Annotated in this window: 24 protein-coding genes and 1 tRNA gene; 4 read left to right on the top strand and 21 right to left on the bottom strand. The window is 68.5% G+C overall.

What is annotated here, in order from left to right:
• Positions 1-63 precede the first annotated feature (63 nt).
• Both rpoB and H5411_RS11300 read right to left on the bottom strand, forming a co-directional pair.
• Positions 64-3,567 (bottom strand): DNA-directed RNA polymerase subunit beta, encoded by a 3,504-nt coding sequence (rpoB, locus tag H5411_RS11305; protein ID WP_101436028.1) that lies wholly within the window; start codon positions 3,565-3,567, stop codon positions 64-66.
• 713 nt (positions 3,568-4,280) lie between these two features.
• Positions 4,281-5,138: an ADP-ribosylglycohydrolase family protein gene (locus H5411_RS11300; RefSeq protein WP_101436029.1), complete on the bottom strand. Its 858-nt coding sequence runs from the start codon at positions 5,136-5,138 to the stop codon at positions 4,281-4,283.
• 83 nt (positions 5,139-5,221) lie between these two features.
• Between H5411_RS11300 and aroQ the strand changes: the two genes are divergently transcribed.
• Positions 5,222-5,689 (top strand): gamma subclass chorismate mutase AroQ, encoded by a 468-nt coding sequence (aroQ, locus tag H5411_RS11295; RefSeq protein WP_167441909.1) that lies wholly within the window; start codon positions 5,222-5,224, stop codon positions 5,687-5,689.
• Positions 5,690-5,708: 19 nt separating this feature from the next.
• Here the strand turns inward: aroQ and H5411_RS11290 are convergent, their stop codons facing one another.
• The 13 genes from H5411_RS11290 to rplJ form a co-directional block, all read right to left on the bottom strand.
• A complete protein-coding gene (locus H5411_RS11290) occupies positions 5,709-6,608 on the bottom strand; it encodes a hypothetical protein (protein WP_101436030.1) in 900 nt (299 codons plus the stop codon).
• A 185-nt stretch (positions 6,609-6,793) separates the two neighbouring features.
• Entirely contained in the window at positions 6,794-7,399 is a 606-nt protein-coding gene (locus H5411_RS11285; RefSeq protein ID WP_183123721.1) for a hypothetical protein, read from the bottom strand.
• A gap of 36 nt (positions 7,400-7,435) precedes the next feature.
• Complete coding sequence (locus H5411_RS11280) at positions 7,436-8,698, bottom strand: MCE family protein (protein WP_101436031.1); 1,263 nt, start codon at positions 8,696-8,698, stop codon at positions 7,436-7,438.
• Positions 8,698-9,921: an MCE family protein gene (locus H5411_RS11275; protein WP_101440829.1), complete on the bottom strand. Its 1,224-nt coding sequence runs from the start codon at positions 9,919-9,921 to the stop codon at positions 8,698-8,700. Before H5411_RS11275 ends, H5411_RS11280 begins: the two co-directional genes overlap by 1 nt.
• A gap of 10 nt (positions 9,922-9,931) precedes the next feature.
• On the bottom strand, positions 9,932-11,113 hold the full coding sequence (locus H5411_RS11270; protein WP_101436032.1) for an MCE family protein: 1,182 nt from the start codon (positions 11,111-11,113) through the stop codon (positions 9,932-9,934).
• Positions 11,110-12,096, bottom strand: coding sequence for an MCE family protein (locus H5411_RS11265; protein WP_101436033.1), 987 nt, complete (start codon positions 12,094-12,096; stop codon positions 11,110-11,112). The genes H5411_RS11270 and H5411_RS11265 overlap by 4 nt, the downstream gene beginning before the upstream one ends.
• Positions 12,093-13,121 (bottom strand): MCE family protein, encoded by a 1,029-nt coding sequence (locus tag H5411_RS11260; protein ID WP_101436034.1) that lies wholly within the window; start codon positions 13,119-13,121, stop codon positions 12,093-12,095. The genes H5411_RS11265 and H5411_RS11260 overlap by 4 nt, the downstream gene beginning before the upstream one ends.
• On the bottom strand, positions 13,118-14,449 hold the full coding sequence (locus H5411_RS11255) for an MCE family protein (RefSeq protein ID WP_101436035.1): 1,332 nt from the start codon (positions 14,447-14,449) through the stop codon (positions 13,118-13,120). The genes H5411_RS11260 and H5411_RS11255 overlap by 4 nt, the downstream gene beginning before the upstream one ends.
• Complete coding sequence (locus H5411_RS11250; RefSeq protein WP_101436036.1) at positions 14,446-15,282, bottom strand: MlaE family ABC transporter permease; 837 nt, start codon at positions 15,280-15,282, stop codon at positions 14,446-14,448. The genes H5411_RS11255 and H5411_RS11250 overlap by 4 nt, the downstream gene beginning before the upstream one ends.
• A gap of 2 nt (positions 15,283-15,284) precedes the next feature.
• Positions 15,285-16,037, bottom strand: coding sequence for an MlaE family ABC transporter permease (locus H5411_RS11245; protein ID WP_051165981.1), 753 nt, complete (start codon positions 16,035-16,037; stop codon positions 15,285-15,287).
• Positions 16,038-16,069: 32 nt separating this feature from the next.
• Positions 16,070-17,248, bottom strand: a complete 1,179-nt coding sequence (locus tag H5411_RS11240; protein ID WP_101436037.1) for an ABC transporter ATP-binding protein — start codon at positions 17,246-17,248, stop codon at positions 16,070-16,072.
• 459 nt (positions 17,249-17,707) lie between these two features.
• Positions 17,708-18,100, bottom strand: coding sequence for a 50S ribosomal protein L7/L12 (gene rplL, locus H5411_RS11235; RefSeq protein WP_009072216.1), 393 nt, complete (start codon positions 18,098-18,100; stop codon positions 17,708-17,710).
• A gap of 48 nt (positions 18,101-18,148) precedes the next feature.
• The gene (gene rplJ / locus H5411_RS11230) at positions 18,149-18,703 is read right to left on the bottom strand and encodes a 50S ribosomal protein L10 (RefSeq protein ID WP_101436038.1); all 555 of its coding nucleotides are present in this window, start codon (positions 18,701-18,703) and stop codon (positions 18,149-18,151) included.
• Positions 18,704-19,022: 319 nt separating this feature from the next.
• Between rplJ and H5411_RS11225 the strand changes: the two genes are divergently transcribed.
• A complete protein-coding gene (locus tag H5411_RS11225) occupies positions 19,023-20,003 on the top strand; it encodes a hypothetical protein (RefSeq protein WP_183123720.1) in 981 nt (326 codons plus the stop codon).
• 6 nt (positions 20,004-20,009) lie between these two features.
• On the opposite strand, the gene H5411_RS11220 is transcribed toward H5411_RS11225, so the two are convergent.
• The 6 genes from H5411_RS11220 to H5411_RS11195 form a co-directional block, all read right to left on the bottom strand.
• A complete protein-coding gene (locus H5411_RS11220; protein ID WP_101436040.1) occupies positions 20,010-20,819 on the bottom strand; it encodes an alpha/beta fold hydrolase in 810 nt (269 codons plus the stop codon).
• Between the two features lie 69 nt (positions 20,820-20,888).
• Positions 20,889-21,608: a 50S ribosomal protein L1 gene (rplA, locus tag H5411_RS11215; RefSeq protein WP_101436041.1), complete on the bottom strand. Its 720-nt coding sequence runs from the start codon at positions 21,606-21,608 to the stop codon at positions 20,889-20,891.
• A gap of 107 nt (positions 21,609-21,715) precedes the next feature.
• Positions 21,716-22,147: a 50S ribosomal protein L11 gene (gene rplK / locus H5411_RS11210; RefSeq protein ID WP_037360170.1), complete on the bottom strand. Its 432-nt coding sequence runs from the start codon at positions 22,145-22,147 to the stop codon at positions 21,716-21,718.
• 82 nt (positions 22,148-22,229) lie between these two features.
• Complete coding sequence (gene nusG / locus H5411_RS11205) at positions 22,230-23,054, bottom strand: transcription termination/antitermination protein NusG (protein WP_101436042.1); 825 nt, start codon at positions 23,052-23,054, stop codon at positions 22,230-22,232.
• A 74-nt stretch (positions 23,055-23,128) separates the two neighbouring features.
• Positions 23,129-23,563, bottom strand: coding sequence for a preprotein translocase subunit SecE (secE, locus tag H5411_RS48920; protein WP_158242467.1), 435 nt, complete (start codon positions 23,561-23,563; stop codon positions 23,129-23,131).
• A gap of 32 nt (positions 23,564-23,595) precedes the next feature.
• A tRNA-Trp gene (locus tag H5411_RS11195) sits at positions 23,596-23,668 on the bottom strand.
• A gap of 424 nt (positions 23,669-24,092) precedes the next feature.
• Between H5411_RS11195 and H5411_RS11190 the strand changes: the two genes are divergently transcribed.
• Together H5411_RS11190 and H5411_RS11185 are read left to right on the top strand one after the other, a co-directional pair.
• A complete protein-coding gene (locus H5411_RS11190; protein ID WP_101436044.1) occupies positions 24,093-24,995 on the top strand; it encodes a TIGR03619 family F420-dependent LLM class oxidoreductase in 903 nt (300 codons plus the stop codon).
• 50 nt (positions 24,996-25,045) lie between these two features.
• On the top strand, positions 25,046-25,954 hold the full coding sequence (locus H5411_RS11185) for an SGNH/GDSL hydrolase family protein (RefSeq protein WP_101436045.1): 909 nt from the start codon (positions 25,046-25,048) through the stop codon (positions 25,952-25,954).
• Positions 25,955-25,998 lie beyond the last annotated feature (44 nt).

Genomic DNA, 25,998 nt, shown 5'->3' with positions numbered 1-25,998 from the left:
TACCCCTCCCAGCGCGACGGTCCTCGAAAACGCGACCACACTTGGAAACGCCGGAGAGGCGGGCTAGTGCACGACGTCGTCCACCGAGGGCGACTCGTTGCGGGACAGGTTGATGCCGAGGTTCGCCGCCGCGCGCTCGAGGTCCTCGTCGTCGGAGTCGCGCATCTCGATCGCCGCGCCGTCGCTGGAGAGCACCTCGACGTTGAGGCACAGCGACTGGAGCTCCTTGAGGAGCACCTTGAACGACTCCGGGATGCCCGGCTCGGGGATGTTCTCCCCCTTCACGATCGCCTCGTACACCTTGACGCGGCCGACCACGTCGTCCGACTTGATCGTGAGCAGTTCCTGCAGCGTGTAAGCCGCGCCGTAGGCCTGCATCGCCCAGCACTCCATCTCGCCGAAGCGCTGGCCGCCGAACTGCGCCTTACCGCCCAGCGGCTGCTGGGTGATCATCGAGTACGGGCCGGTGGAGCGGGCGTGGATCTTGTCGTCGACCAGGTGGTGCAGCTTCAGGATGTACATGTAGCCGACCGACACCGGGTACGGGTACGGCTCGCCGGAGCGGCCGTCGAACAGCGTGGCCTTGCCGTTCTCCTTGACCATGCGCTCGCCGTCGCGGTTCGGCTTGGTCGCCCCGAGCAGCCCGGTGAGCTCCTCCTCCTTCGCGCCGTCGAACACCGGGGTGGCGGTGTTCGTGCCGGGCGCGACGTCGTAGAGCTCCGGCGACAGATTCTTCGCCCAGTCCGGGTTGCCCTCGATCGTCCAGCCCTGCGAGGCCAGCCAGCCCAGGTGCAGCTCGAGGATCTGGCCGATGTTCATCCGTCGCGGCACACCGTGGGTGTTCAGGATGATGTCGACCGGGGTGCCGTCCTCCATGAACGGCATGTCCTCGACCGGCAGGATCTTGCCGATGACACCCTTGTTGCCGTGCCGGCCGGCGAGCTTGTCGCCCGGCTGGATCTTGCGCTTCTGGGCCACGTAGACGCGGACCAGCTCGTTGACGCCCGGGGGCAGCTCGTCGTCGTCCTCGCGGGAGAACACCCGGATGCCGATGACCTTGCCGGTCTCGCCGTGCGGCACCTTCAGCGAGGTGTCGCGGACCTCGCGCGCCTTCTCGCCGAAGATCGCGCGGAGCAGGCGCTCCTCCGGGGTCAGCTCGGTCTCGCCCTTCGGCGTGACCTTGCCGACCAGGATGTCGCCGTCGCGGACCTCGGCGCCGATGCGGATGATGCCGCGCTCGTCGAGGTCGGCCAGGACCTCCTCGGAGACGTTCGGGATGTCCCGGGTGATCTCCTCGGCGCCCAGCTTGGTGTCGCGGGCGTCGATCTCGTGCTCCTCGATGTGGATCGACGTCAGCACGTCGTCCTGCACCAGGCGCTCGGAGAGGATGATCGCGTCCTCGTAGTTGTGGCCCTCCCACGGCATGACCGCGACGAGGAGGTTCTTGCCGAGCGCCATCTCACCGTTCTCGGTGGACGGGCCGTCGGCGATGACCTGGCCCTGCTCGACCCGGTCGCCCTCGTTGACGATCGGCCGGTGGTTGAAGCACGTGCCGTGGTTGGAGCGGCGGAACTTGTACAGTCCGTAGCTCTTCCGCGTGCCGTCGTCGTGCATGATCGTGATGATGTCCGCGGACAGCTCCTCGACCACGCCGGCCTGCTCGGCGACCAGGACGTCCCCGGCGTCGACCGCGGCGCGCAGCTCCACGCCGGTGCCCACGTACGGAGCCTGGTTGCGCAGCAGCGGAACAGCCTGGCGCTGCATGTTCGCGCCCATCAGCGCGCGGTTCGCGTCGTCGTGCTCCAGGAACGGGATCATCGCGGTGGCGACGGAGACCATCTGCCGCGGTGACACGTCCATGTAGTCGATCTCGAGCGGGTCGATCAGCTCGACCTCGCCGCCCTTGCGGCGGCCGAGGACCTTCTCCTCGACGAAGTGGCCGTCGTCGGTCAGCGGCGCGTTGGCCTGCGCCTTGACGTAACGGTCCTCCTCGTCCGCGGTCAGGTAGTCGACCTGGTCGGTGACCTGGCCCTCGACGACCTTGCGGTACGGCGTCTCGATGAAGCCGAACGGGTTGACCCGCGCGTACGAGCACAGCGAGCCGATCAGGCCGATGTTCGGGCCTTCCGGCGTCTCGATCGGGCACATCCGGCCGTAGTGCGACGGGTGGACGTCGCGGACCTCCATGCCGGCGCGCTCACGGGACAGACCGCCCGGGCCGAGGGCCGAAAGACGACGCTTGTGCGTCAGGCCCGACAGCGGGTTGTTCTGGTCCATGAACTGCGACAGCTGCGAGGTGCCGAAGAACTCCTTGATCGCCGCGCCGATCGGGCGGATGTTGATCAGGGTCTGCGGCGTGATCGCCTCGACGTCCTGCGTGGTCATGCGCTCGCGCACGACGCGCTCGGTGCGGGAGAGGCCGACCCGGATCTGGTTCTGGATCAGCTCGCCGACGGTGCGCAGGCGGCGGTTGCCGAAGTGGTCGATGTCGTCGGTCTCGACCGGCACCTCGACGCCGGCGGAGCTCGTCATCTTGTCCTCGCCGGCGTGCAGCCGGACCAGGTACTCGATGGCCGAGACGATGTCCTCTTCGGTCAGCGTGCCGGTCTCGTACGGGGTGTCGAGGCCCAGCTTCTTGTTGACCTTGTAGCGGCCGACCTTGGCCAGGTCGTAGCGCTTCGGCTTGAAGAACAGGTTCTCCAGCAGCGTCTGCGCGCTTTCCTTCGTGGGCGGCTCGCCCGGGCGCAGCTTGCGGTAGATGTCGAGCAGCGCCTCGTCGGTGCCCGCGGTGTGGTCCTTCTCGAGGGTGGCCAGGAGCGTCTCGGAGAACGAGAAGCGCTCGCGGATCGCCTCGGTGGACCAGCCCAGCGCCTTCAGCAGCACGGTGACCGGCTGGCGGCGCTTGCGGTCGATGCGGACGCCGACGGTGTCGCGCTTGTCCACGTCGAACTCGAGCCACGCGCCGCGGCTCGGGATCACGCGCACGCTGAAGACGTCCTTGTCGGTCGTCTTGTCGACACTGCTGTCGAAGTACACGCCCGGAGAACGCACCAGCTGGGACACGACGACCCGCTCGGTGCCGTTGATGATGAAGGTGCCCTTGTCGGTCATCACCGGGAAGTCGCCCAGGAAGACCGTCTGGCTCTTGATCTCGCCGGTGTTGTTGTTGACGAACTCGGCGGTGACGAACAGCGGGGCCGCGTACGTCATGTCCTTGTCCTTGCACTCCTCGATCGAGGCCTTGACCTCGTCGAAGCGCGGAGCGGAGAAGGACAGGGACATCGAGCCCGAGAAGTCCTCGATCGGCGAGATCTCGTTGAGGACCTCTTCCAGACCGCCGACCGGGTTTTCTTCGCCTTCGTTGACGCGGCGCTCGAACCACGCCTCGTGGCCGGTGAACCACTGGAACGACTGGATCTGGACGTCAAGCAGGTTCGGGGTGGAGAGTGGCTCGCGGATCTTCGCGAAGGAGACCCGCTTGGGCGCTCCGGGGATTCCCGTGGCCTGCGCGCGGGATTCAGCCGAGGTGGTCGCAGCAGTGGCCTGGTTCGCGGGAGAGACTGCCAAGATGCGTCCTTCCGGGGACAATGAGCGGTGAGCAGCCGCGATGGCAACAGCTGTCGCGGACTGTCAGGGGTGCCGTGTGCCCACTATCCTAACTACCGGCTCCGGGCAGCCTGAAAGAGGGCAGCGCAAAGAGGCAGTCTAGCCCGGATGGCGCGGTCTGTCCAGGGGGCACTCCAGACGGGGCCCAGCCTGCATCGCGTCACCTTCGGGCAGTGCGTCTCCCTGAGCGTCACTGCGTCCTCGGCTCCCGGTTCGCACCGGGTTTTCGCGCCCCTCCCGCAAGGTTCGCGTTCCCCGGCCGTGACCGTTGGCAGTAAGCGTGAACCCACGCGGCTTTGGAGTCAAGATGCCGCGCGGCGGTCCCGCCGGTTGGCGCAGCGTCGAAGGCGGACAGCACAGGGTGACCGTTCCCGCGGGCGTCGAGGTTACCGCCGGGTACCCGCGGACGGTCGCCCAGGTCGGCCGGGCTGCGGTGCAGGTGGGCGGCCCTGCCGGGTTTCCGGCGGCGGTTTCCGCATCGGTGTGGCGGGCGCGGGATGGATCACATTCCACGAGCGGTCGCGGGCCCGATGTTGGCCGGGAGAGTGGGGTTCTTTCGGGAAACGGACTGGGCTTCGGCGGCGTTTCCATCTGCCGGATCTGGGAACGAAGGCCGCGGGATTGAGCTCTGCAGGCCTCGCGCGGACCGGCTGAGCTTCCAGCCCGCCAATGCTCTACAGCCACCCAGGCAGCGGCTCGGCCCGCCGCACCCACTCCTCAGGCAACCGGTGCTCCCCCGCCGCCAGTACTCCGCCGGTGATCGCGCCGACGGTGTCCACGTCGTCCGCGACCTGCGCGACCGTCCAGAGTGCGTCCTCGTAACTGCGGTGGTGCCGAGCCGCGGCCCACAAGGCCAGCGGCACCGTGTCGTGCGCGGCCATCTCGCGCCCGACGCCGAGTTCGGCGGCCGCCGTCCGGGCATCCGCGTCGATCAGCCGCACAGCCGTTTCCAGCGCCGTACGCACCTTTCCCGGCGGCACGAACGGCAACACCCCTTGCAGCAGCTCCGCCCCGCCCAACTGAGGTGTCACCGCGCGGAGCGACGCCGCCACAGCCACCGCGACCGTCCCCGCGACGCCTTCGAAGTGCGAATGCGTCACGACCGACGAGCGTTCCGCGTCCTGCAAAACCCGGGGTAGGTCCGCGCCGTGAAACGCGCCCAGCGGCGCCGCCCGCATCGCTCCGCCGTTGCCCCACGAGCCGCCGCCGAAAGACTGGCTGGCCAGCGCTCGCCAGGATTCGCCCCGGCGGATGTGGGCGAGCAGGCGTTCGGTTCCCGGCCCGTACCCGCGGTCCGGGTCGTAGTGCGCGGCGAACGAGGCCGCGAGCGCGTCCTGGTCCACGCGGCCGCAGCGGCGCAGGACGGCGTACAGCGAGCAAGCCATCTCGGTGTCGTCCGTCCAGAGCCACGGCTCCTCGGGCAGCTTGCGGGCGACCACCTCGGGGTGGTCTCCGGGCAAAGTGCAGCGAGCGCCGAAGGCGTCCCCCAGGGCTAAACCGCGCAGACAGGCCAAGGCAAGATCCGCGTTCACCGGCGAAGAGTAGCCACTTCTTCACGCCTTCACTGGGTAAACTGCCGAATGGATCACGAGTTCCGGCGGGGGTGTGCACGACGGTGACAGCCGACTCGCTTCCCGAGCTGATCCTGCGCAGGCTGGTGATCAGCGAGCAGGTCGCCGCCGCGAAGTTCGGGGCTGGACGGCCCGTCGACGATCCCGTCCGCGAAGAGCGCGAGCTCGCCCGCGTCCGGGCCCTCGCCCGCGACCTGGGCCTCGACCCGGACCTCGCCGCCGACTTCCTCTCCGACCAGATCGCGGCGAGCAAGCAGGTGCAGCATCGGCTTTTCGCGCGCTGGACCGCGCATCCCGACGAACGGCCGTCCGCCGGCCCCGACCTGTCTGTGCTGCGCGCCGAATTGGACGGCCTCACGGTCGCTCTGCTGGACCGGCTGGCCGCTTCCGTCCCCGAACCTCTGACCCCGCCGGAAACCCCGCACGAGCTGACGCAGGAGCCGCTCCGGACGGCCTACCGGACGCTGGCACGCCAACGGCCCGCCCCCGGAGCTTCCGGGAACGGGCCGTGACGCCTGGCTGAGACCGCCTCTACTTCGACGGCGGGGCCGAAGCCGGGGCGGACGGCGCGGGTGCGCCAGCGGCCGGTCCGGCGGCCTTGTAGGTGTCCATGTCGGTGATCTTCCAGGTGTTGCCCTGCAGCTGGGCGTCCACGTGCATCTGCGCCGTGCCGGCCGCGGTCTGCTTGGTGTCCGCGCGCGTCGACGTCTGGTCGATGAACAGCATCACCCGGGCGAGGTCGCCGTTCAGCCGGATCACCGCGCTGCGGGTGACCTTGCAGGTCACGACCACCTTCTGCTCCGGCGCGAGCTTCTTGACCTGGCCCATCAGCGCGTTGTAGCTGGCCTTGACCTGGTCGGTCGCGAGCAGCTGGTTGGCCGCGTCCTCGGTCTTCTTGATGTTGTTGAAGTCGTAGGAGAACAGCGTCTCGATGGCCTTCGAGACCTGGTCCTTGACCTGCGCGGTCTTCGCCACGTCGAGCACCGCGCGGTTGCTCGTCGAATCGGCCGCGTCCGAGCCCTTGACCTGGAAGATGACCGCCGCGGCCACCAGAGCCAGTCCGACGACCAGCAGCAGCGCGACCCGCACGGTGTTGCGGCTGACCACGGACCGCTGCGCCGGAACCGCGGCTGCGGCGTCCTCGCGCGTGCGTGCCTTGGTCTCGGCCTCCTCGACGTCCGAGGGCTTCTCCGAACCGGTGTCCCGCTTCTTCCGTCGCGGGCTCGGCCGGGCCGGTTTCTCTTCCTCGACGGTCTCGCCGGTGAGCGCGTCGATCTCTTCGGCCGGGGCTTTCTCGGCGACCGCGGAAGCCTCGGGTTCAGCGGCGTCTTCCTCGACTGCGGTCCCCGCGACCTCGGTTTCGGCGGGTTCGGTCTCCGGCTCCGCCGGACGCGCCAGTCCGCCGCGGGGGATCCGCAGCTCCTGGGTCACCTCGGCCGGGTCGGCGTCAGGGAGCGGCCGCGGCCGGGGGCGCGGTGTGGGCGAGGCCGCCGGCGCCGCCGGGTCCGACGGCTTGCGCAGCCCGGCGACCTTCGGCCTGCGGGCCGGTGGCGTGCTGCTGCGCGGTGGCTGGCGACGGGAGGGGGGCACTGCGGAACTCCGATCTGCGGGTGAAGCTACTGGCCGGCGGCGACGAGCGGCACTTGGTCGATCCCGGACAGCTTCCAGTCGCTGCCGACCCGGGTCATCTGGACCTCGAGCCGCAGCGCCTTGGTGGCGTTCTTGCCGCCCGCCGAGGTGTCCGTGCTGATCGCGGCCAGGAAGCTGGCCTTGCCGTCGTGGTCGTTGAGCTCCTCGACCGCGATGTCCTGGATCGTCGTGGTGACCTTGACCTTCTGGTCGGTCAGCGCCTTCGAGTAGTTCGGCTGGGCCTGCGCGATCTGCTTGGCCATGTCGTCGCTCGACACCGACTTCTGCTTGGCGAAGTAGTCGTCGAGATGCTGGTAGTCGACCTGGGTGTAGGCCAGCACCGCGGCGGCGCCCTCCTTGAGCACGTCGTCGCGTGCAGCGGCGAGGTCCCGGTCGCCGTCCATCTCCGCGACCAGCCACATGATCCCGAACACGATCGCCACCACCAGCGCGGCGAGAGCGAACGCCCCGGACCCGAGCAGCCAGACGCGCGGCGATCCGGGAAGCGTCCACTTTTCCTTCGCCGCCGCCGTTGCCGGTTCGGGCGTCTCAGCGGTCACCTCTTCCTCGGCGACCGCGTGCTCGGCACTCATAACACTCCAGAGTAGGTAACAGTCATCAAATCCCAGTCAGCCGAGCCCCAGCAGCGAGCCCATGCTGTTCAGGGACACCCCGGGGCTGCCGACCACGCCCGGCACCTGAGCGTCGCGCTGCTCCTGCAGCTGCTGCGCGGGCCGGTTCTGGTTCGCCGCGATGTCCTGCTGCGACGGCTGCACCGGCACGCCGTTGTAGGGCGCGTTCTGGGAACCCCGGACGTTGATCGGGCTGCCCTTCGGTTCCGCACAGTAGGCCTTGTCGTCCTCCGGCCGGGGCGAGGTGTCCGACCCCGGACGGTACTGGCTGTAGGGCAGATAGCCCTTCGTGCACGACGGCGGGTTGAACAGGTTCAGCACCAGGCCGAGGTGCGCGGTCCCGTCGCCGGGGGCCACCGACGGCGCGGCGGCCGCCAGTGCCGGGTAGGTCACCAGGCCCTGTTCGAGACCGTCCAGCCGGGTCACGGTCAGGTTGGCCGTGGTCAGCAGGTTCGCGGTCAGCGCGCCGAGACCGGGCCCGGTCTCCTTGACGACCTCGCTGATCTGGGTCGCCACCTGGGGGGTGACGCCGATCAGCTTGCGCAGGTCGCCGTCGGAGTTCTTGAGCGTCCCGCTGAGCTGGTTGAGGCTCTTGGAGAAGGACGCGAAGTTCGACGCCTCGTCGTTCTGCGTGTCCAGCACCTGGCCGCCGGCCTGCAGCAGCTGCACGGTCTGCGGCAGGTACTGCTGCGCGGTGGTGGTGAAGCTGCGCGCGGTGTCGAGCAGCCTCTGCAGGTCGCCGCCGGTGCCGCGGAACGCGTCGTAGGACTCGTCGACGACCTTCCGCAGCGAGTCGGTCGGCACCGAGGCCGACAGCGAATCGAGGTCGCCGAGGAGCCGGTCGGTGCTGACCGGGGTCGTGGTGCGCGCGGCCGGGATCACCGAACCGCTCGCCAGGTACGGGCCCTGGTCGTTCTTCGGCCGCAGGTCCACGTACTGCTCGCCGACCGCGGACCGGTTGGCGATGACCGCGTCGAGGTCGGACGGCACGCGCGGGGCCGACGGGTCGATGTTCAGGTCCGCCTCGAGCCCGGTCTGGGTCAGCCGCAGCTGCCCGACGCGGCCGACGTTGAACCCGCGGTAGGTCACCTCGGCGTTGGTGAAGATCCCGCCGGATTCGTTGAGCTGCAGCTTGACCGTGTAGCCGCTGCTGCCGAAGACCGTGCCGAGGCCGGCGAACCGGATCAGCGCGTACACGATGGCCACGACCGAGATGATCGCGAAGACCACCAGCTGGATTTTCGTCCTGCGCAGCAACATCAGCCAGCACCTCCGGAAAGCACCCCGAACAGGCCGGACAACCCGCCCTGCGACGGCTGTCCGCCGCCCTGGCCGCCGGTCGAAGACGGAGCCGGCTGCTGTTGCTGCGCGGGCTGGCTGCCCGGGAACGACAGCGGCGGCGGCTGGTTCGACGGCGTGCCCTCGACGCCGCCGGTCAGCCCGGGAGCCGGGATCAGGCCGTTCAGCCCGTTCTGCCTGCTGCGGCCCAGGTTGTCGATGACGTCCTTGAGGTTCAAGTCGATCTTGGCGAACAGGTTGAAGTAGTCGCCCTTGACGTCGTTGTAGGCCTGGTCGGTGAACGGGTAGGTCAGCAGGATCTCCAGCGCCTTGGGCAGGTCGTTGCCCGCCTCGCCGAGCTTCTGCAGCGTCGGCGTGAGCGCCTTCAGGTCCGCCACCAGGTCCGCCTTGCTCCGGTTCACCGTGTCAGTCGCGACCCCGGAGAGGTTGTTGAGCGCGTTCAGCATGGTCACCAGCTGGCCACGCTGCTGTTCCAGCACCCCGAGCCCGGGCCCGAGGTTGTCGACCGCGCCGACCAGCTTGTCCTTCTGGTCACGCAGCGTCATGGACAGCCGGTTGAGGCCGTCGAGCGCGCGGGTGATGTTGGCCGACTGGTTGTCGAGGTTGGTGACCAGCTCGTTCGCGTTGTTGAGCAGCGCCTTGATGTCCGGCTCGCGGCCGGACGTGGCGTTGTTGAGCTCCTTGGTGATCGTGTTGAGCTGGTCCACGCCGCCGCCGTTGAGCAGCAGGGACAGCGCACCGAGCACCTCCTCGACCTCGACGTCGCGGCCGGTGCGCGCGAGCGGGATGGTCGCCCCGTTCGCCAGCTGCCCGGTCGCCTCGTTCCCGCCCGGCGAGGCCAGCTCCACGTACTTCTCGCCGAGCAAGCTCGACTGCTTCACGTTGGCCATCGCGTTGGCGGGCAGCTTGACGTCGCCGTTGACCTCGACGGTCACCTCGGCGTGCCAGCCGTCCGGCGTCAGCCCGATCGACTTGACCTGCCCGACCGGCACCTCGTTGACCTTCACCCCGGACTGCGGGACGAGGTCGAGCACGTCCTTGAACTGGATCTTCACCGTGTACGGATGGCTGCCGAGGTCGGCCCCGCCGGGCAGCGGGACGTCGTAGACGCCGTTGAACGAGCAGCCGCTCAGCACGAGCGCGGTCACCGTGGCGAGCGCCCCGCCCGCGGCGAACTTCGTCAGTCGCTTCACGTCAGCTCCCCTGCGTCCCGTAGACCTGGCCCTGCAGCGGGAGCGGCAGCGGCGGCAGCTGGCCGTTCTGCATCGCCTGGATGACCTGCGCGGTGGACGGGAGCGGAACCGCGCCGTCGACCACCTTGGCGATGCCGTCGCAGGCGTTGCCGAGCAGCTGCTTGGTCACCGAGGTCTGCTTGAGCAGGCTGCAGACCATCACCAGCGGCGGCTGGGTCAGCTCGTTGAGGTTCGGCCGCGTGTCGAGCGTGCCGGACGAGCCGTTGTAGACGCCGACGATGTTCTCCAGTGCCACCGGCGCGACGTCGAGGATCTCGGCGAGCGAGCTGCGCTGGTCCACCAGCACCTTCGTCACGCTGGCCAGTTTGTCCACATTGGACTTCAATCGGCCGCGGTTGCGTTCGATGAAACCCTGCACCGACTGCAGCGTGGTGCCGAGCTGCTGCACCGTCTGGGCGAGATTGTCCTTCTCCCCGGCGAGGAATCCGCTCACGTCGGCGAGCTGGCTTTCGAACTGGCGCACCTGGCCGTCGCTGTTGGCGAGCGTCTGGGAGAACTTGCCCAGGTTCTGCACCGTCTGGAAGAGGTCGTCCTTGTTGCCCGCCAGCGTTCCGGACGCCTGCCCGAGCTTGGTGATCGTGTCGTGCAGCGCCTTGCCGTTGCCGTCGAGGTTGTTCGCCGCGGTGTTCAGCAGGTCCGACAGCGAGCCGTTCTTGTTGGCCCCGTTCGGCCCCAGCGTCTCGCTGACCTTGGCGAGGCTGGCGGCGAGCTGGTCGACCTCCAGCGGCACCTCGGTGCGGTCGAGGCCGATCGTCGCGCCGTCGGAGATCCGCGGGCCGCCGGTGTAGGCCGGGGCGAGCTGGATGTAGCGGTCGCTGACCAGCGACGGGGCCACGATCAGCGCCTTCGCGTCGGCGGGCACCGCGACCGAGCGGTCGTATTCGAGGTCGACCCGGACCTGGTTGCCCATCGGCTGGATCTTGGTCACCGTGCCCATGTCCACGCCGAGCATCCGGACGCTGTTGCCCTCGTAGAGGCCGACGGCGCCGGAGAAGTACGCGGTCAGGTGGTTGCGGCCGGCGTCCTTGAGGGTCCACCAGAGCGCGCCCGCCACCACGAGCGCGAGCACGATCGCGATCGTCATGCCGCGCATGAGCGACTGGCCGAAGCGGGTGTCGGTCATTTGGAGTTGCACCCCTCCGGATTGAGCGGGCCGACCGAAGGAAGCACCAGGCCGCAGATGTAGTTGTCGAACCAGTGCCCGGTGCCGATCGTGTTGTTGAAGACCCGGATGAACGGCGCGAACTTCTGGATTCCCTGCGCCAGCGAGTCCTGGTTGCGCTGCAGCATCGACGTGAGCTGGTCGAGCTGGGTGAGCACCGGGTTCAGCTGGCCGTCGTTGTCGTCGACCAGGCCCTGCAACTGCGTCGAGAGCTGCCTCGAACCGTCGAGCAGCGTCTTGATCGCCTGCTCGCGCTTGCCGATCTCGTCGAGCAGCTGGTTGCCGTCGGTGATCAGCTTCTGCACCTCGGCGTCGCGGTCGACCAGCGTCTGCGACACCTCCCGCGTGTTGGCCAGCAGGTTCGCCAGCTGCGAATCGCGCTTGGCGATCGTGTCCGACAGCTTCGACAGCCCGGACAGCGCGCCCTTCACGTCCTGCGGGGTGTTCGAGAACGTCTGGGTGATCGCCTCGAAGCTCTTGGACAGCTGGTTCGTGTCGATCGCGTCGACCGTCTGCGACAGGCCGCGGAACGCGTCGAGCACGTCGTACGGCGACATCGTGCGGTCGCGCGGGATCGGGCTGCCCGGGTCGAGCGTGCCGTTGCCCTGCGGGTCGAGCGCGAGGTACTTCTGGCCCAGCAGCGTCTTGATCTTGATCGCCGCCGTGGTCTTGTCGCCCATCCAGGCGTCCTTGACCTTGAACGACACCTTGACGTTCGGGCCGTCGAGCTTGATGTCGGACACCTTGCCGACCTTCACGCCGGCGATCCGCACGTCGTTGTCCTTCTGCAGCCCGGCCGCTTCGGAGAAGTCCGCGCTGTAGGTGGTGCCGCCGCCGATCACCGGCAGGTCGTCGGAGTTCAGCGCGGCGACGAGGCCGAGCGCCATCACCGCGATGCCGACCAGGGCGATCGGGATCGGATTGCGTTTCTGGAAGGACTTCATGGCTTGCACCTGTCCCGACTCACCGGCGCGAGCGTGAAGTTCGTCGGCGGCAGCAGCGGCGGCGCGCCGACCGTCCCGGTCATCTCGCAGGAGTAGAAGTTGAACCACGAGCCGTAGTCGGCGGTGCGCGTGAGCGCACTGACCTTCTTCGGCATGAACTGGATGAAGTGTTCGACAAGCGGCTCGTTCTGGTTCAGGTTCGTGGTGAGCTTGCCCAGAGCGGCGATGTCGTCCTTCAACGGCGCCCGCGCGTCGGTCAGCAGACCGGCGGTCGTGGTGGCCAGGTTGCCCAGCCCCTCGATCGCGTCGCCGATCGGCTTGCGGTCCGCGGCCAGGCCGGACACCAGCTGCTGCAGCTTCACGATCAGGTCGTTGAGCTGCGGGGTGTGCTGGTTGACCGTGTCCAGGACCGAGTTGAGGTTGTCGATGACCTCGCCGATCACCTGGTCCTTGTTGGCGATCGTGGTGGCCAGCGAGGCTGTGTGGGACAGCAGGCTTTCCACCGTGCCGCCCTCGCCCTGCAGCACCTGGATGACCTCGTAGGACAGCTTGTTGACGTCGTCCGGGTTCAGCGCGGTGAACAGCGGCTTGAACCCGTTGAACAGTTCGGTCAGGTCCAGCGCGGGCGTGGTGCGCTCGAGCGGGATCGTGTCGCCCGGCTTGAGCGTCGCGCCGCTGGTGTCGTCGCCCTCGCCGAGCGAGACGTAGCGCTGGCCGACCAGGTTGCGGAACTTGATCTGCGCCGTGACGCCTGCCGGGAGCTTGCGCCCGGAGTCGACCTCGAAGTCCACCTGCGCCTGGCGCTTGTCGACGATCTTCACGTCCTTGACCTGGCCGACGCGGACGCCCGCGATGCGCACGTCGTCGTTCGGCAGCAGGAGCGTGGCGTCGGTGAACCGCGCGGAGTAGGTGCTGGTGCTGGTGGTGTTGATGTTCGCGATGCTGATGCCGAGCACTGTCGTGAACAGCACCGTGACGACCACGAAGATCGACAGCTTGATCAGCGGTGCGGCGAGTCCCCTCACTTGACCGTCACCTCCGTGCCCCGGTAGAGCGGGCCGACGAGCAGCGAGCCCCAGCCCGGGAACTGTCCCTGCGGAATCCCCATCTCCGGGCTGACCAGCGCGGCGAGGAAGTTGTTCTCGGCCGCGGTGTTGACCGGGTTGCCGCCCGAGGCTCCGCCGCCGTTGAGCCCGGCCGCGTCACCCTTGAAGTTGGCCGGGTTCAGGCCCTCGCCCACGGTCTTCGGAGCCGGACCCTGTTTGGTGCCGTCCTTGAACGGGCCGTCCGGCGGCTCCTGCGGGAACGGGTCCGGCGCGGGGTTGAGGTCGTAGCAGCGCGGACCGCGCTTGTCCTCGAACCGCGGTTCCTCGCCCGGCTTGTACGGCCCGCGGTTCACGACGACCTCAATGGTCGCGTTCAAGCCGGGCTTGCCGTTGTACTTGCCCAGCGCCGCGTCCGCGACCGGCACGACCTTCGCCATCTGCTTCAGCACGCACGGGTATTCCGGCGAGTACTTCGCGAGCAGCTCCGCGGTCGGGCGCGCGGTGCTGGCGAGGCTGATCAGGTTCTGCGAGTTCGCTTCCAGGAACGACTGCAGGTCCTGCGACGCCGTGGTGAGGTTGCCGTAGAGGCTCGAGAGGTTCGCCTGCTCGGCGACCACGGTGCGCGTCGTCGTGCTCAGGTTGTCCAGGCTCTGCACCAGATCCGGCGTCGCGTTGCTCAGGTGCCCGGAGAACTCCGCGAGCGCCTGCAGGTTGTGCTGCAGTTCCGGCTCGTGCGGGTTCAGGTCGCCGATGTACTGCCCGAGCTGCGAAAGCGTTTCGCCGAGCGGTTTGCCGCGGCCCTGCAGCGCGGTCGAGATCGCGCTGAGCGTGCTGGACAGCTTCTGCGGCTGAACCGCCTGCAGCACCGGCATCAGGTGCTCCAGCGCCTGCTCCAGTTCGATCGCGCTCGAAGTGCGGTCCTGGGTGATCACGTCGCCCTGGGAAAGCGTTTTGGCCGACGGGTCCTTCGGAATCTCCAGCGACACGTAGCGTTCGCCGAACAACGTCTTCGGAAGGAAGCGCGCGGACACGTTCTCCGGAATCAGCTTCACCGACTCCGGGTCCATCGCCAGCGTCAGTTCCGCGCCGTTCTCGGTGGCCTTGATGTCCTGCACCGAACCGACGATCAGACCGCGGACCTTCACGTCGGACTGCTTGAGCAATTGGTTGCCGATGCTGCCCGCGTCGAGCTTCACCGTGACGAACTTGCTGAACGCCTTGTCGTACATCGCGATGCTGAGCGCGATCCCGCCGACGAGCACCGCCACCAGCAGCAGGCCGAGCAACCTGCGCCGTAGTGTGGTCATCCCGCAATCCTCACCGTGACGTCGGTTCCCCAAATCGCGAAACCGATGAAGAAGTTCACGACCGAAACCGTGACGATGGAAAGCCGCACCGCGCGGCCGACGGCCACGCCCACCCCGGCGGGCCCGCCGCTGGCCCGGTACCCGAAGTAGCAGTGCGAAAGAATGATCAAAACGCTGAAGATCAGCACCTTGATGAACGAATAGAGCACGTCTTGTGGTGGTAGGAACAGGTCGAAGTAATGGTCGTAGGTACCCGCGGATTGTCCGTAGATATAGATAACGACCAGCCGCGAGGCGAGGTACGAGCTCAGCAGGCCGATCACGTACAGCGGGATCACGGCCACGAACCCGGCGATGATCCGCGTGGTCACCAGGTACGGAAGGCTCGGCACGGCCATCACCTCGAGCGCGTCGATCTCCTCGGAGATCCGCATCGCGCCGAGCTGCGCGGTGAAGCCCGCGCCGACCGTCGCCGACAGCGCCAGCCCGGCGACCAGCGGCGCGATCTCGCGGGTGTTGAAGAACGCGGTGAGGAAGCCGGTGAACGCCGAGGTGCCGATCGAGTTCAGCGCCGAGTAGCCCTGCAGGCCGACGAGAACACCGGTGAACAGGGTCAGGCCGACCATCACGCCGACCGTGCCGCCGATGACCGCGAGCGAGCCGGAGCCGAAGCTCACCTCGGCCAGCAGCCGCAGCACTTCCTTGGTGTAGCGGCGCAGCGTGCGCGGCGTCCACAGCAAAGCCCGGCCGTAGAACGACATCTGGTCGCCGAGCGTGTCCAGGGTCTCGAGCGGCCGGTTGGCGATCCGCTTCGCCCCCGCGAGGAACGTCATGGTCAGTCCAGCTTTCCGGGCACGAGCTGCAGGTAGATCAGCGTGATCACGAAGTTCACGACGAAGAGCAGCAGGAACGTGATGACGACCGACTGGTTCACCGCGTCGCCGACGCCCTTCGGGCCGCCGCTCGGGTGCAGGCCGCGATAAGCCGCCACGACCGCGGCGATGAAGCCGAAGATCAGCGCCTTGATCTCGCCGACCCAGAGGTCGGGCAGCTGCGCGAGCGCGGAGAAGCTGGACAGGTACGCGCCCGGGGTGCCGCCCTGGAGCACGACGTTGAAGAAGTAGCCGCCGAGCACGCCGATGACGCTGACCATGCCGTTGAGCAGGAGCGCGACGAGCATCATGGCGAGCGTGCGCGGCACGATCAGGCGCTGGACCGCGGAGACGCCCAGCACCTCCATCGCGTCGATCTCCTCGCGGATGGTCCGCGCGCCGATGTCCGCGCAGACCGCGCTTCCGCCCGCGCCGGCCACCAGCAGCGCGGTGACCAGTGGACTGGCCTGCTGCACGGTCGCCAGCACCGAACCCGCACCGGTGTAGGACTGCGCGCCGAGCTGGCGGGCGAGCGCGCCGAACTGCAGCGAGATGACCGCGCCGAACGGGATCGCGACGAGCGCGGTCGGCAGGATCGTCACGCTCGCGACGAACCAGGCCTGCTGGATGAACTCGCGGAACTGGAACGGGCGCTGGAAGATGCCGCGGATGATGTCGAGGCCGAGCGCGAACAGGTTCCCGGTCTCCCGCAGCATGCCGTAGCCGGGGATCTTGGCCGAGGTGGTGGTCACGCGCCACCCTGCCCGTGCCGGGGCGACCGGCCGTCCGCGCCGGGAATGCGCGCGACCTGGTCGGCGGGAAGCTGTCCCTGGTGCTGGTCGGGCACCGGGCCCGGCGCGCTGACCGGCGGGAGCTGCTGCGTGTCCTCCGGGCCGCGCTGGTGGTGGAAGGCGCCGGGGTTGGGCCGCACGTTGTAGTACCGCTGCTGCTCGGGCGTCAGGGATTCGATGATCCCCTCCTGCGCGCTCGGCGGGAGCGTGTGCAGGATCCGCATGACGCGGTCCATCCGCCGCTTCGCTCCGGCCCGCTCCGGAACGCCCGGGCTGACCTGCATCTGCGGCACGACGCCGCGCACGTCCTCGTTGAGCACGTCGCCGTGCCCGGCGGCGGCCTCGGCCTGCTCGCGGGCCATCTGGGCGCTGTCCTTCTCCTCGGACATGCCGATCGGGCCGAGCTTGCGGCCGTTGAGGAACTGCTCGACCACCGGCTCGTCGCTGGTCAGCAGCACCTCGCGCGGGCCGAACATGACGAGTTCCTTGCGGAACAGCATGCCGAGGTTGTCCGGCACCGTGCGGGCGAGGTTGATGTTGTGCGACACGATCAGGAACGTCGCGTCGATCTGGGCGTTGACGTCCAGGAAGAGCTGCGAGATGTAGGTCGTGCGGACCGGGTCGAGACCGGAGTCCGGCTCGTCGACCAGGATGATCTCCGGGTCCAGCACGAGAGCGCGGGCGAGGCCGGCGCGCTTGCGCATACCGCCGGAGATCTCGCCGGGGAGCTTCTTGTCCGCGCCGGCCAGACCGGTGATCTCGAGCTTCTCCAGCACGATCCGGCGGATCTCGGTCTCGGACTTCTTCGTGTGCTCCCGCAGCGGGAAGGCCACGTTGTCGTAGAGGTTCATCGAGCCGAACAGCGCGCCGTCCTGGAACAGGACGCCGAACAGCTTCCGGATCTCGTACAGCTTGTGCTCGGAGCAGGTGACGATGTCGACGCCGTTGATGACGCACCGTCCGCGGTCCGGCTTGAGCAGCCCGATCATCGACTTCAGGAACACGGACTTGCCGGTTCCGGACGGGCCGAGCATCGCCGAGACCTCGCCGGGAGGCAGGGTCAGCGTCACGTCCCGCCAGATGGTCTGCTTTCCGAAGGACTTCGTCAGACCTTCGATGACCACCTCGGCACCCATCGCACCTCCAGGAGCTGTTCCGCGTCGTCGCGCACCGCCGCCCCGTCGCCGCTGGCAGCGGCGGAGCTCGCGCGGCGAACTCCGCTTCAACCAGGTGCAACGAGCTGAGCGCGAACAGGTTACTCACCAGTTTTGTACTCTGGCCAGCCCCCGTGCACGCCTCACGCGACGGGGATCCAGTACGGCGACCGCTGGCAGCACCGTAGTGCACGTCACGTTCGGCCGCAGATCCAGATGGCCGACCGCCGCTCACCCTGACGGGTTAACCGGCGGAAACACGGCAAACAGGGGGTGACCCGAGGTTGCTCGGCAGGCCACTCGTTCGCCTGAACGAGGACGCTTGCGGCCCGGTTCGGCGACTGTGCGAATTTTTTTGCCGCGGACAGCGAAAGGGGCGGGCACCCGGATCGGATGCCCACCCCTTTCGCGGTGGAACTGCAGGCGCTTGCGCGCCCGGGATCACTTGATGGTGATCTTGGCGCCGGCGGCCTCGAGCTTCTCCTTGGCGGCGTCGGCGGCCTCCTTGTCGACCTTCTCGAGGAGCGCCTTCGGAGCGGCCTCGACCAGCTCCTTGGCCTCCTTCAGGCCCAGGCCGGAGACGACCTCGCGGACGACCTTGATGACCTGGATCTTCTTGTCGCCGGCCGAGTCGAGGATGACGTCGAACTCGTCCTGCTCGGCAGCGGCCTCGGCGCCACCGGCGGCGGCACCCGGGGCGGCGGCCACGACGGCGGCCGGGGCGGCGGCGGTGACGTCGAAGACCTCTTCGAATTCCTTCACGAACTCGGACAGCTCAAGGAGGGTCAGCTCCTTGAAGGCGTCGATCAGCTCGGCGGTGCTCAGCTTCGCCATGATGGCTTCCTCTCAGAAAAACGAACGAGACGTTCGGGGTGGGGTGGTTCAGCTCTCGGCGGGTGCTTCGGCTGCTTCGGTACCGGTGGCGTTGCGCTGCTTCTCCTCCAGCGCGGCAGCCAGGCGGGCCACCTGGGACGCCGGCGCCTGGAACAGCGCGGCGGCCTGGGAAAGCTTCGCCTTGAACGCGCCCGCCGCCTTGGCGAGCAGCACCTCGCGGCTGTCGAGATCGGCGATCCTGGTGATCTCGTCCACGGACAGCGCTTTGCCGTCCATGTAGCCGCCCTTGATGACAAGCGCGTTGTTTTCCTTCGCGAAGTCGCGAAGCGCCTTCGCGGCGTCGACTGCCTCGCCCTGCACGAAGGCGATCGCGGTCGGACCGACGAACAGGTCTTCGATCCCCTCGAGGCCGGCGTCCTCAGCGGCACGCTTGACGAGGGTGTTCTTCGCGACCCGGTACTTGGCACTGGTGCCGAGAGCGCGGCGCAGCTGGGACAGCTGAGTCACGGAGAGGCCGGTGTACTCGGTAACGACGGTGGCCGAGCTGCTGCGGAAGCTCTCCGCGATCTCGGCGACGGCCGCCACCTTGTCGGGCTTCGCCATGGTCGCCTCCTCTCTTGGCTAGTGTCACCACTGGCTTCGGCGGAGGCGCCCCCGAACGACAAAAACGCCCACGCGCAGCAGACGCGGGGCGTTGCCCAGCCTTGACGACTGGGGTGAAAGCCTCGTTCCTCCTGCGCAGGCCGTCCGCCGTGCTGCGGAACCTTCGCTCCCCGGAGATCCGGAGAGAACCAGCGGTCTTTGGTAGAACCGTCGACCAGCATACGGGATGGCTCCGCGGGGTTCGCGGGCACCCCCTTGCTGAGCTGCGAGAACCGGGGCAGTCTCGGGAAATCGCGGCGGAGCGGGCATCATTGGTGACGTGGCGGAACAGCGTGATCACGGAAAGCCGGAAGAAACGCCCTCTCCCGGTTCGGGCGGATCCTCGGCGCAACCGCCCGCACCGCCGCAGCCCGGCGGGGGCGAGGTCGCCCCGCGCACTCCCGCTCAGCCGACCGCGCCCCAACCAGCCGCACCGAATCTTCCGCAGTCGAACGGGACCGAGCCGCAGCTGGATCCCGAACAGCTGCGCCAGTTCCAGGAATTCCAGCGATTCCAGGAGTACCTGCGGTTCACCCAGGCCCAGCAAGGCACCGAACCGGCCCCGCACCCGGACGCGGGCTTGGTCCCGGCGGGCAACCGCCAGCCGCTCGCCGGCGGACAGCCGCCATCCCCGCCGAACCAGCCCGGCGCGCTGACCGAGTACGAGGAACCGCCCCGCAACCGCCGCCCGGTGCCGCGCTGGGTGAAGCGCCTCGGCGGGAAGATCCTGGGCTGGGTGATCGCCCTGGTCATCCTCGGCATCCTGGTCAACTGGGGCTACCACCAGATCTTCCCCAGCAACGAGGGCAAAAGCTCAGCCCAGATCGCCGCTGAGGGCGGCGGGACCTACCACACGAACCACATCTTCTCGACCAATCCGAACGAGGCGGTGCGGTTCGTCTACCACAACATCGCCCAGGGCCGGGTCGACGACGCCTGCGGACGATTCCGCGAAGACATCCAGGACAAGTTCGCCAAGGACACCACCGGTCAGCCGGACTGCAAGGTCGCGGTCGAGAAGCTCCACGCGCAAGTGAAGAACATGAACGACTACGCCGAATCGCTCCCGTCCTATGTTTCCGGCCCGACTCCCCCGCCGGTCGTGACGATCGATTCCTGCACGTTCAGCGTGCAGGGCGGCCCGGCGCTGGGCGTGTTCCAAGTGACCAAAGTGGACAAAGGCCAATGGTTGATCACCGGCCACTCGCCCGGCCCCGAGAAATGCCCCGCGCCGCCGACGGCGACCTCCACCCCGGGCTGATCTTCGTCAGGCGGGCGAGCTGATCGGCAACCGGGTCTCCCCCGTGTCCGAGTACGCGAAGAAGTCCACCAGCGCCGCCGCGAAGGCCGGGTGTGCCACCGCTTCCATGTGGTTTCCCGGGACCCGCACCAGCCGCGCGCCCGCGATGCCCGCCGCGAGGCGTTCTGGCTGCGTCGCCAGTTCGTCAGATTCCCCGGCCAGGATCAGCGTCGCCGCCGAGAGGTTCGTCAGCCGCATCGGTCCGTGCGGGGTCGCGTGCATCACCGCGGCCAGCGCTTCGACGTCCGCGCCTGCCCGGCGGGCCAGCCGCCGGAACGGGCGCGCCGCCGAGGGCACCTTCGACCGGTCTTCGGCCAGCAGTCCCTCCGCGATCTGGCTCCGGTTGATCACCCGGGCGTCCACGCCGCCGAAGTCCACGATTCCCGCGCCGACGCCGCCGACCGCGAGGCAGCGGACCCGCCGGTCACGCGTAGCCACCAGCAGCGAGACGATCGCGCCCATCGAGTAGCCCGCCAGGCACACCTCGTCCAGGCCGAGTTCGTCGAACAGCGCGGTCAGGTCCGCGGCCATGATGTCCTCGCCGTAGGCCGCCGGGTCGTGCGGCTTCTCCGACGCGCCGTGCCCGCGCGCGTCCAGCGCGATCACCGTGAAGCCAGCCTTGACCAGCGCGTCCACCACGCCGGGGTTCACCCAGTTCACCTGGGAGTCGGCCGCGAAACCGTGGTGCAGCACGACGGGACGCCGGTGCCGTCCGTCGCCCTCCCAGACCGTGTAGCTCAGCTGGAGCCCGTCGGGGGCGATGAACGTCGTTGGCATATCTCCATGAGACACGAAAAAAGGGTGGTCACGCACGAAGCGTGACCACCCTTTCGCGTGATGTGCGACTCAGACCGCGGCTTCCTCGGCGAGGAGGTTGCGAGTCCGGGCCGGGTCGACCGGGATGCCCGGGCCCATCGTCGTGGTGAAGGTGACCTTCTTGACGTAGCGGCCCTTCGCCGACGACGGCTTGGCGCGCAGGATCTCGTCCAGCGCGGCCGCGTAGTTCTCCACCAGCTTCTCGGTGTCGAACGACGCCTTGCCGATCACCAGGTGCAGGTTCGCCTGCTTGTCGACGCGGAAGTTGATCTTGCCGCCCTTGATGTCCTTCACGGCCTTCTCGACCGCGGGGGTCACCGTGCCGGTCTTCGGGTTCGGCATGAGGCCGCGCGGGCCGAGGATGCGGGCGATGCGGCCCACCTTGGCCATCTGGTCCGGCGTCGCGATCGCGGCGTCGAAGTCGAGCCAGCCACCCTGGATGCGCTCGATCAGTTCGTCGGTGCCGACCGCGTCGGCGCCAGCGGCTTCGGCCTCGGCGGCCTTGTCGCCGACGGCGAAAACAATGACGCGGGCGGTCTTACCGGTGCCGTGCGGCAGGTTCACGGTGCCGCGGACCATCTGGTCGGCCTTGCGCGGGTCGACCCCGAGACGCATCGCGACCTCGACGGTCGCGTCCATCTTCGTCTTGGAGGTCTCCTTCGCCAGCTTCACGGCCTCGAGCGGCGCGTACAGCCGCGCCTTGTCGATCAGCTCCGCGGCCTGGCGGTAGGCCTTGCTGTGCTTGGTCATGCTTCTGTCCTTAAGTCAGGTGGATCAGTGTGGTGTTGCAGAGCCAGCACATGGCTCTCCCACTCGAGCTAGCGCGAAATCGCGCCGCCTCAACGAAGTCGAGGCAATTACTCCACGGTGATGCCCATGGAGCGGGCAGTGCCGGCGATGATCTTCGCGGCCTGGTCGATGTCGTGCGCGTTGAGGTCGGTCTCCTTGGTCTTCGCGATCTCGCGGACCTGGTCCCAGGTGACCTTGGCGACCTTGGTCTTGTGCGGCTCGCCGGAGCCCTTCTCCACGCCCGCGGCCTTGAGCAGCAGCTTGGCGGCCGGCGGCGTCTTCAGCTTGAAGTCGAACGACCGGTCTTCGTACACGGAGATCTCGACCGGGACGACGTCCCCGCGCTGCGATTCGGTCGCGGCGTTGTAGGCCTTGCAGAACTCCATGATGTTGACGCCGTGCTGACCCAGCGCCGGGCCGACCGGCGGCGCGGGGTTGGCCGCACCCGCCTTGATCTGCAGCTTGATGATCGCCGCAAGCTTCTTCTTCTTGGGTGGCATTACCTTGTGTCCTTCTTAACTGACGTGAGTCCCCCGCACACCTGCCAGTACGCGGGGACTGCCGACCGGGATGGCCCGGCCGTCAGATCTTGGAGACCTGGCTGAACGAGAGCTCGACCGGGGTCTCCCGGCCGAAGATCGACACCAGGACCTTCAGCTTCTGCCCGTCGACGTTGACCTCGGAGATCGTGGCGGGCAGCGTGGCGAACGGGCCGTCCATGACGGTGACCGACTCGCCGACCTCGAAGTCGACCTCGACGGCGGGCGCGCCGGACTGGGCGGCCGCGGCGGATTCGCCGCCCTTGGCGGCCTTGGCCGGGGCTTCCTTCTCGACCTGCGGGGCGAGGAACTTCAGCACCTCGTCCACGGTCAGCGGCGACGGCCGCGAAGTGGCTCCGACGAACCCGGTGACGCCAGGGGTGTTGCGCACCGCGCTCCACGACTGGTCGTTGAGGTCCATCCGGACCAGGATGTAGCCGGGCAGCACCTTGCGCTGCACCTGCTTGCGCTGGCCGTTCTTGATCTCGGTGACCTCTTCGGTCGGGACCTCGATCTGGAAGATGTAGTCCTCGACGTCCAGGGTCTGGGTACGCGTCTCGAGGTTGGTCTTGACCTTGTTCTCGTAACCGGCGTACGAGTGCACGACGTACCACTCGCCCGGCGCGGCCTTGAGCTCGGCGCGCAGCGCGGCGACCGGGTCGTCCGCCTCGGGGGCGGGCTCGGTCACGTCGGCGTCGTCCGAATCCTCGGCGGCGGCGGACTCGTCGGTGTCGGCGGCGACCTCGTCCTCGGCGACGGGCACCTCGACGGGCTCGGCGGACTCCTCGTCGCCGGGTGCCGTCTGCACCTGCTCGTCGGAAAGCTCGGTCAGGTCGCGACCGGCTTCGGTGCCGTTGTCGGAGGTCACGTTCCGTCCTCTCAGTTGATCGCTTGCCGGGCCGGACCGGGGCCCGGCCAGCGCGGTGGCGCGCCCGTCGGGCGTCAGCCGAAGACCAGCCCGACCAGCTCCTTGAAGCCGAGATCGAGACCGCTCACGAGGGCCACCATGAACACCACGAACACCAGGACGACCGCGGTGTAGGTGACCATCTGCTTGCGGTTGGGCCAGATGACCTTGCGCAGTTCGGCCCAGACCTCGCGGATGAACCGCGTGAACCGGGCGAACAGGGAGGCCTTCTTGGGCTTCCGGTCCCGTTTGGGGGTGGGCGCGCCCTTGGCGTCGGCGGGCTTCGCGACCTTGTCGCCCGCCTTGCCGGACGGACGGGTCGAGCCCGGCCGTGCCTCGGACTTGCCTGCCGGCCGAGCGGAAGCGCGGCGTTCGCGCCGAGCCGCGGCGGACACCGGGCGGGATTCGACTCCGGGCTGCTTGCCCGAATCGCCCTGCTCGTGCTCGCCGCTGGCGTCGCTGTCGCTCACGACCACTCCTCCGCTCCACCAGTTCCCGTACGCAGGGGTGACAGGACTTGAACCTGCAACCTGCGGTTTTGGAGACCGCTGCTCTGCCAATTGAGCTACACCCCTGTGGAGCCGGGTCACCCTGGCTCCGGAGGACGCATTCCATCGTCCCCACCATCCGGCGGGGATGACCGTAGTGCGTTCCGAGTTCCGAAGTCTACGGCAAGCCGGATGCCGCCTTGCAACCCAGCCCCCTCGACGCCCCCGCGGCACCCCGGAGGCCGTCGTTCCGGGCCGTTCGGACAGCACCCGGGAACTCGCGGCGAAGATCACCTGTTCGTGCGAACATAGGCCCGTGGCCGTTATCCGATTAATCGCAAAGCCGTCGGCGCCCGTCGCCTCGCCCGGTTTCGCGACCGCTTCGGATTCCCGGCACGGCAAGCGAAATCGCTTTCGCCCCGGCGAATTTTCCCGCCAGGAAGCCAAGACCGGACTGGCGGAAGATGATCTTCGTTGACTCGCAAGCGAAACTGATGATCAAGGAGCCTCGGTGACCATATTCCAGCTTGGGCTGGCCCTGCCGCAGTACGGCAAGCTCGCCGACCCCTCCGCCATCGCCGGTTTCGCCGCCGAAGCCGAGCGCATGGGCTTCGTCTCCCTCTGGGTCGGCGACCGGGTGCTGACCCCGGTCTCCCCGAAGACCTATTACCCGTCCGGTACACCTGAACGGCCGTACCCGCCGGAGTTCGTCCGCTTCGTCGATCCGCTGCTGGCGCTCACCATCGCCGCGAATTCGACGGAGACCGCGCGGCTCGGGTCGAGCACCCTCAACGGGCCGCTCTACTCGCCGGTGCTGCTGGCCCGCTCCCTGACGTCGCTGGACCTGCTGTCCGGCGGCAGGCTCGACGTCGGCCTCGGGCTCAGCTGGCTCCGCGACGAGTACACCGCCGCCGGTGTGCCGTGGGAGCACCGCGGCGCGCGGCTGGCCGAACTGGTCAAGGTGCTGCGGACGCTCTGGACCGCGGACCCGGCCGGGCACCGGAGCGAACGCTGGGACATCCCGGACTCCCTGATCGGCCTGCGTCCGCTGCAGCAGCCCGGTCCGCCGGTGCTGCTGGGCGGGGCGTCGGACGCGGCGCTGCGGCGAGTCGGCCGGATCGCCGACGGCTGGCTGCCCGCCGGGCTCCCGATCCCGATGCTGCGGCAGAAGTGGGCCGTGGTCGTGGAAGCCGCGGAGAAGGCCGGACGGGATCCGGAGTCGCTCCGCCGGGTGCTGCGGATCAATCCGATGCCGGGCTCGGCCACCGCGACCGTCGAGGACGTCGCGGCTCAGCTGAAGGCCGCCGAAGCCGACGGCATCACCGAGGCGCTGGTCGATGTGCACTATGTGGCCGAAACCGTCCCGCACGCGCTGGAACTGGCCGGCGAGCTGCACGCCGCTGTCTTTGCGTGATCACCCGTAAGCGGGTCGTCGGCAAGGGGCCGGACCGGTAGAACGGTCGGGTGGGGGCAAACAAAAGCGGTGGCTGCGGGTTGCTCGTCCTCGTTGTCGTGGGGGCGCTGCTGGCCGTCGGCTACTACAAGTCGAAGCACGACTCGTCGACCGCACCGCCGTCCGGCGCGGACACCGGCGGCGGCACCGGCCGGTACGTCGCACTCGGCGACTCGTATACGTCGGCGCCGCGCACCGGGAAGCAGTCGGGTTCGCCGGCCGGATGCGCACGATCGGACAACAACTATCCGCATCTGGTGTCGGCGAAGCTGAAGCCGGCGAAGTTCGTGGACGTCAGCTGCAGCGGAGCGACGACGGAGGACTTGACCGACGCCCAGTCGACGCGCAACGGCGCGAACCCGCCGCAGTTGGACTCGGTCACCTCGGACACGACGCTGGTCACCCTGGGCATCGGCGGCAACGATGTGGGATTCATCGCACTGGCGCAGACCTGCGTGACCGCCCACCAGAGCGCCTCGCCGTGCAAGGACCGGCTCACCGCGGGCGGCAAGGACGAACTGGCCGACCGGATCAGCGAGACCGCGAAGAAGGTCGGCACGGCGCTCGACGAGATCCACCAGAAGGCCCCGAAGGCGCGGGTGGTGGTCGTCGGCTACCCGACGGTCCTCCCGGATGGCGACGGCTGCTGGCCGGTCCTGCCGTTGGGCACCGGCGATGTGACGTATCTGCGCGACGCGCTCGGGAAGCTCAACGACGTCCTGTCCGACCAGGCCAAGTCTCACGACGCCGGGTTCGCGGATACGGCCGAGCCGAGCAAGGGCCACGACGTCTGCGCGAACTCGGACGTCAAGTGGATCGAGGGGCTGGTCCCGACGTCCTCGGCGGCGGCCCTGCATCCGAACGCACGGGGCGAGGCGGGGATGGCTGGCGTGGTGGAGTCGGTGCTGGGCGTGCACTGAGGCCGCCCCGATGCGGTTCCGTCCGTGAAGGGCCCCTTGCGGGA

The sequence above is a fragment of the Amycolatopsis echigonensis genome (genome assembly GCF_014174495.1).
Lineage (GTDB): Bacteria > Actinomycetota > Actinomycetes > Mycobacteriales > Pseudonocardiaceae > Amycolatopsis > Amycolatopsis echigonensis.
Note: the sequence above shows the minus strand (reverse complement) of the source record. Positions and strands in the feature narration are given on the sequence as shown.

Excerpts from the sequence above, each read along its gene's own strand:
- H5411_RS11285 (WP_183123721.1), bottom strand. The coding sequence starts at position 7,399 with ATGAGTGCCGAGCACGCGGTCGCCGAGGAAGAGGTGACCGCTGAGACG.
- H5411_RS11280 (WP_101436031.1), bottom strand. The coding sequence starts at position 8,698 with ATGTTGCTGCGCAGGACGAAAATCCAGCTGGTGGTCTTCGCGATCATC.
- H5411_RS11270 (WP_101436032.1), bottom strand. The coding sequence starts at position 11,113 with ATGACCGACACCCGCTTCGGCCAGTCGCTCATGCGCGGCATGACGATC.
- H5411_RS11265 (WP_101436033.1), bottom strand. The coding sequence starts at position 12,096 with ATGAAGTCCTTCCAGAAACGCAATCCGATCCCGATCGCCCTGGTCGGC.
- H5411_RS11255 (WP_101436035.1), bottom strand. The coding sequence starts at position 14,449 with ATGACCACACTACGGCGCAGGTTGCTCGGCCTGCTGCTGGTGGCGGTG.
- H5411_RS11250 (WP_101436036.1), bottom strand. The coding sequence starts at position 15,282 with ATGACGTTCCTCGCGGGGGCGAAGCGGATCGCCAACCGGCCGCTCGAG.
- H5411_RS11245 (WP_051165981.1), bottom strand. The coding sequence starts at position 16,037 with ATGCTGCGGGAGACCGGGAACCTGTTCGCGCTCGGCCTCGACATCATC.
- H5411_RS11240 (WP_101436037.1), bottom strand. The coding sequence starts at position 17,248 with ATGGGTGCCGAGGTGGTCATCGAAGGTCTGACGAAGTCCTTCGGAAAG.
- rplL (WP_009072216.1), bottom strand. The coding sequence starts at position 18,100 with ATGGCGAAGCTGAGCACCGCCGAGCTGATCGACGCCTTCAAGGAGCTG.
- rplJ (WP_101436038.1), bottom strand. The coding sequence starts at position 18,703 with ATGGCGAAGCCCGACAAGGTGGCGGCCGTCGCCGAGATCGCGGAGAGC.
- H5411_RS11220 (WP_101436040.1), bottom strand. The coding sequence starts at position 20,819 with ATGCCAACGACGTTCATCGCCCCCGACGGGCTCCAGCTGAGCTACACG.
- rplA (WP_101436041.1), bottom strand. The coding sequence starts at position 21,608 with ATGACCAAGCACAGCAAGGCCTACCGCCAGGCCGCGGAGCTGATCGAC.
- rplK (WP_037360170.1), bottom strand. The coding sequence starts at position 22,147 with ATGCCACCCAAGAAGAAGAAGCTTGCGGCGATCATCAAGCTGCAGATC.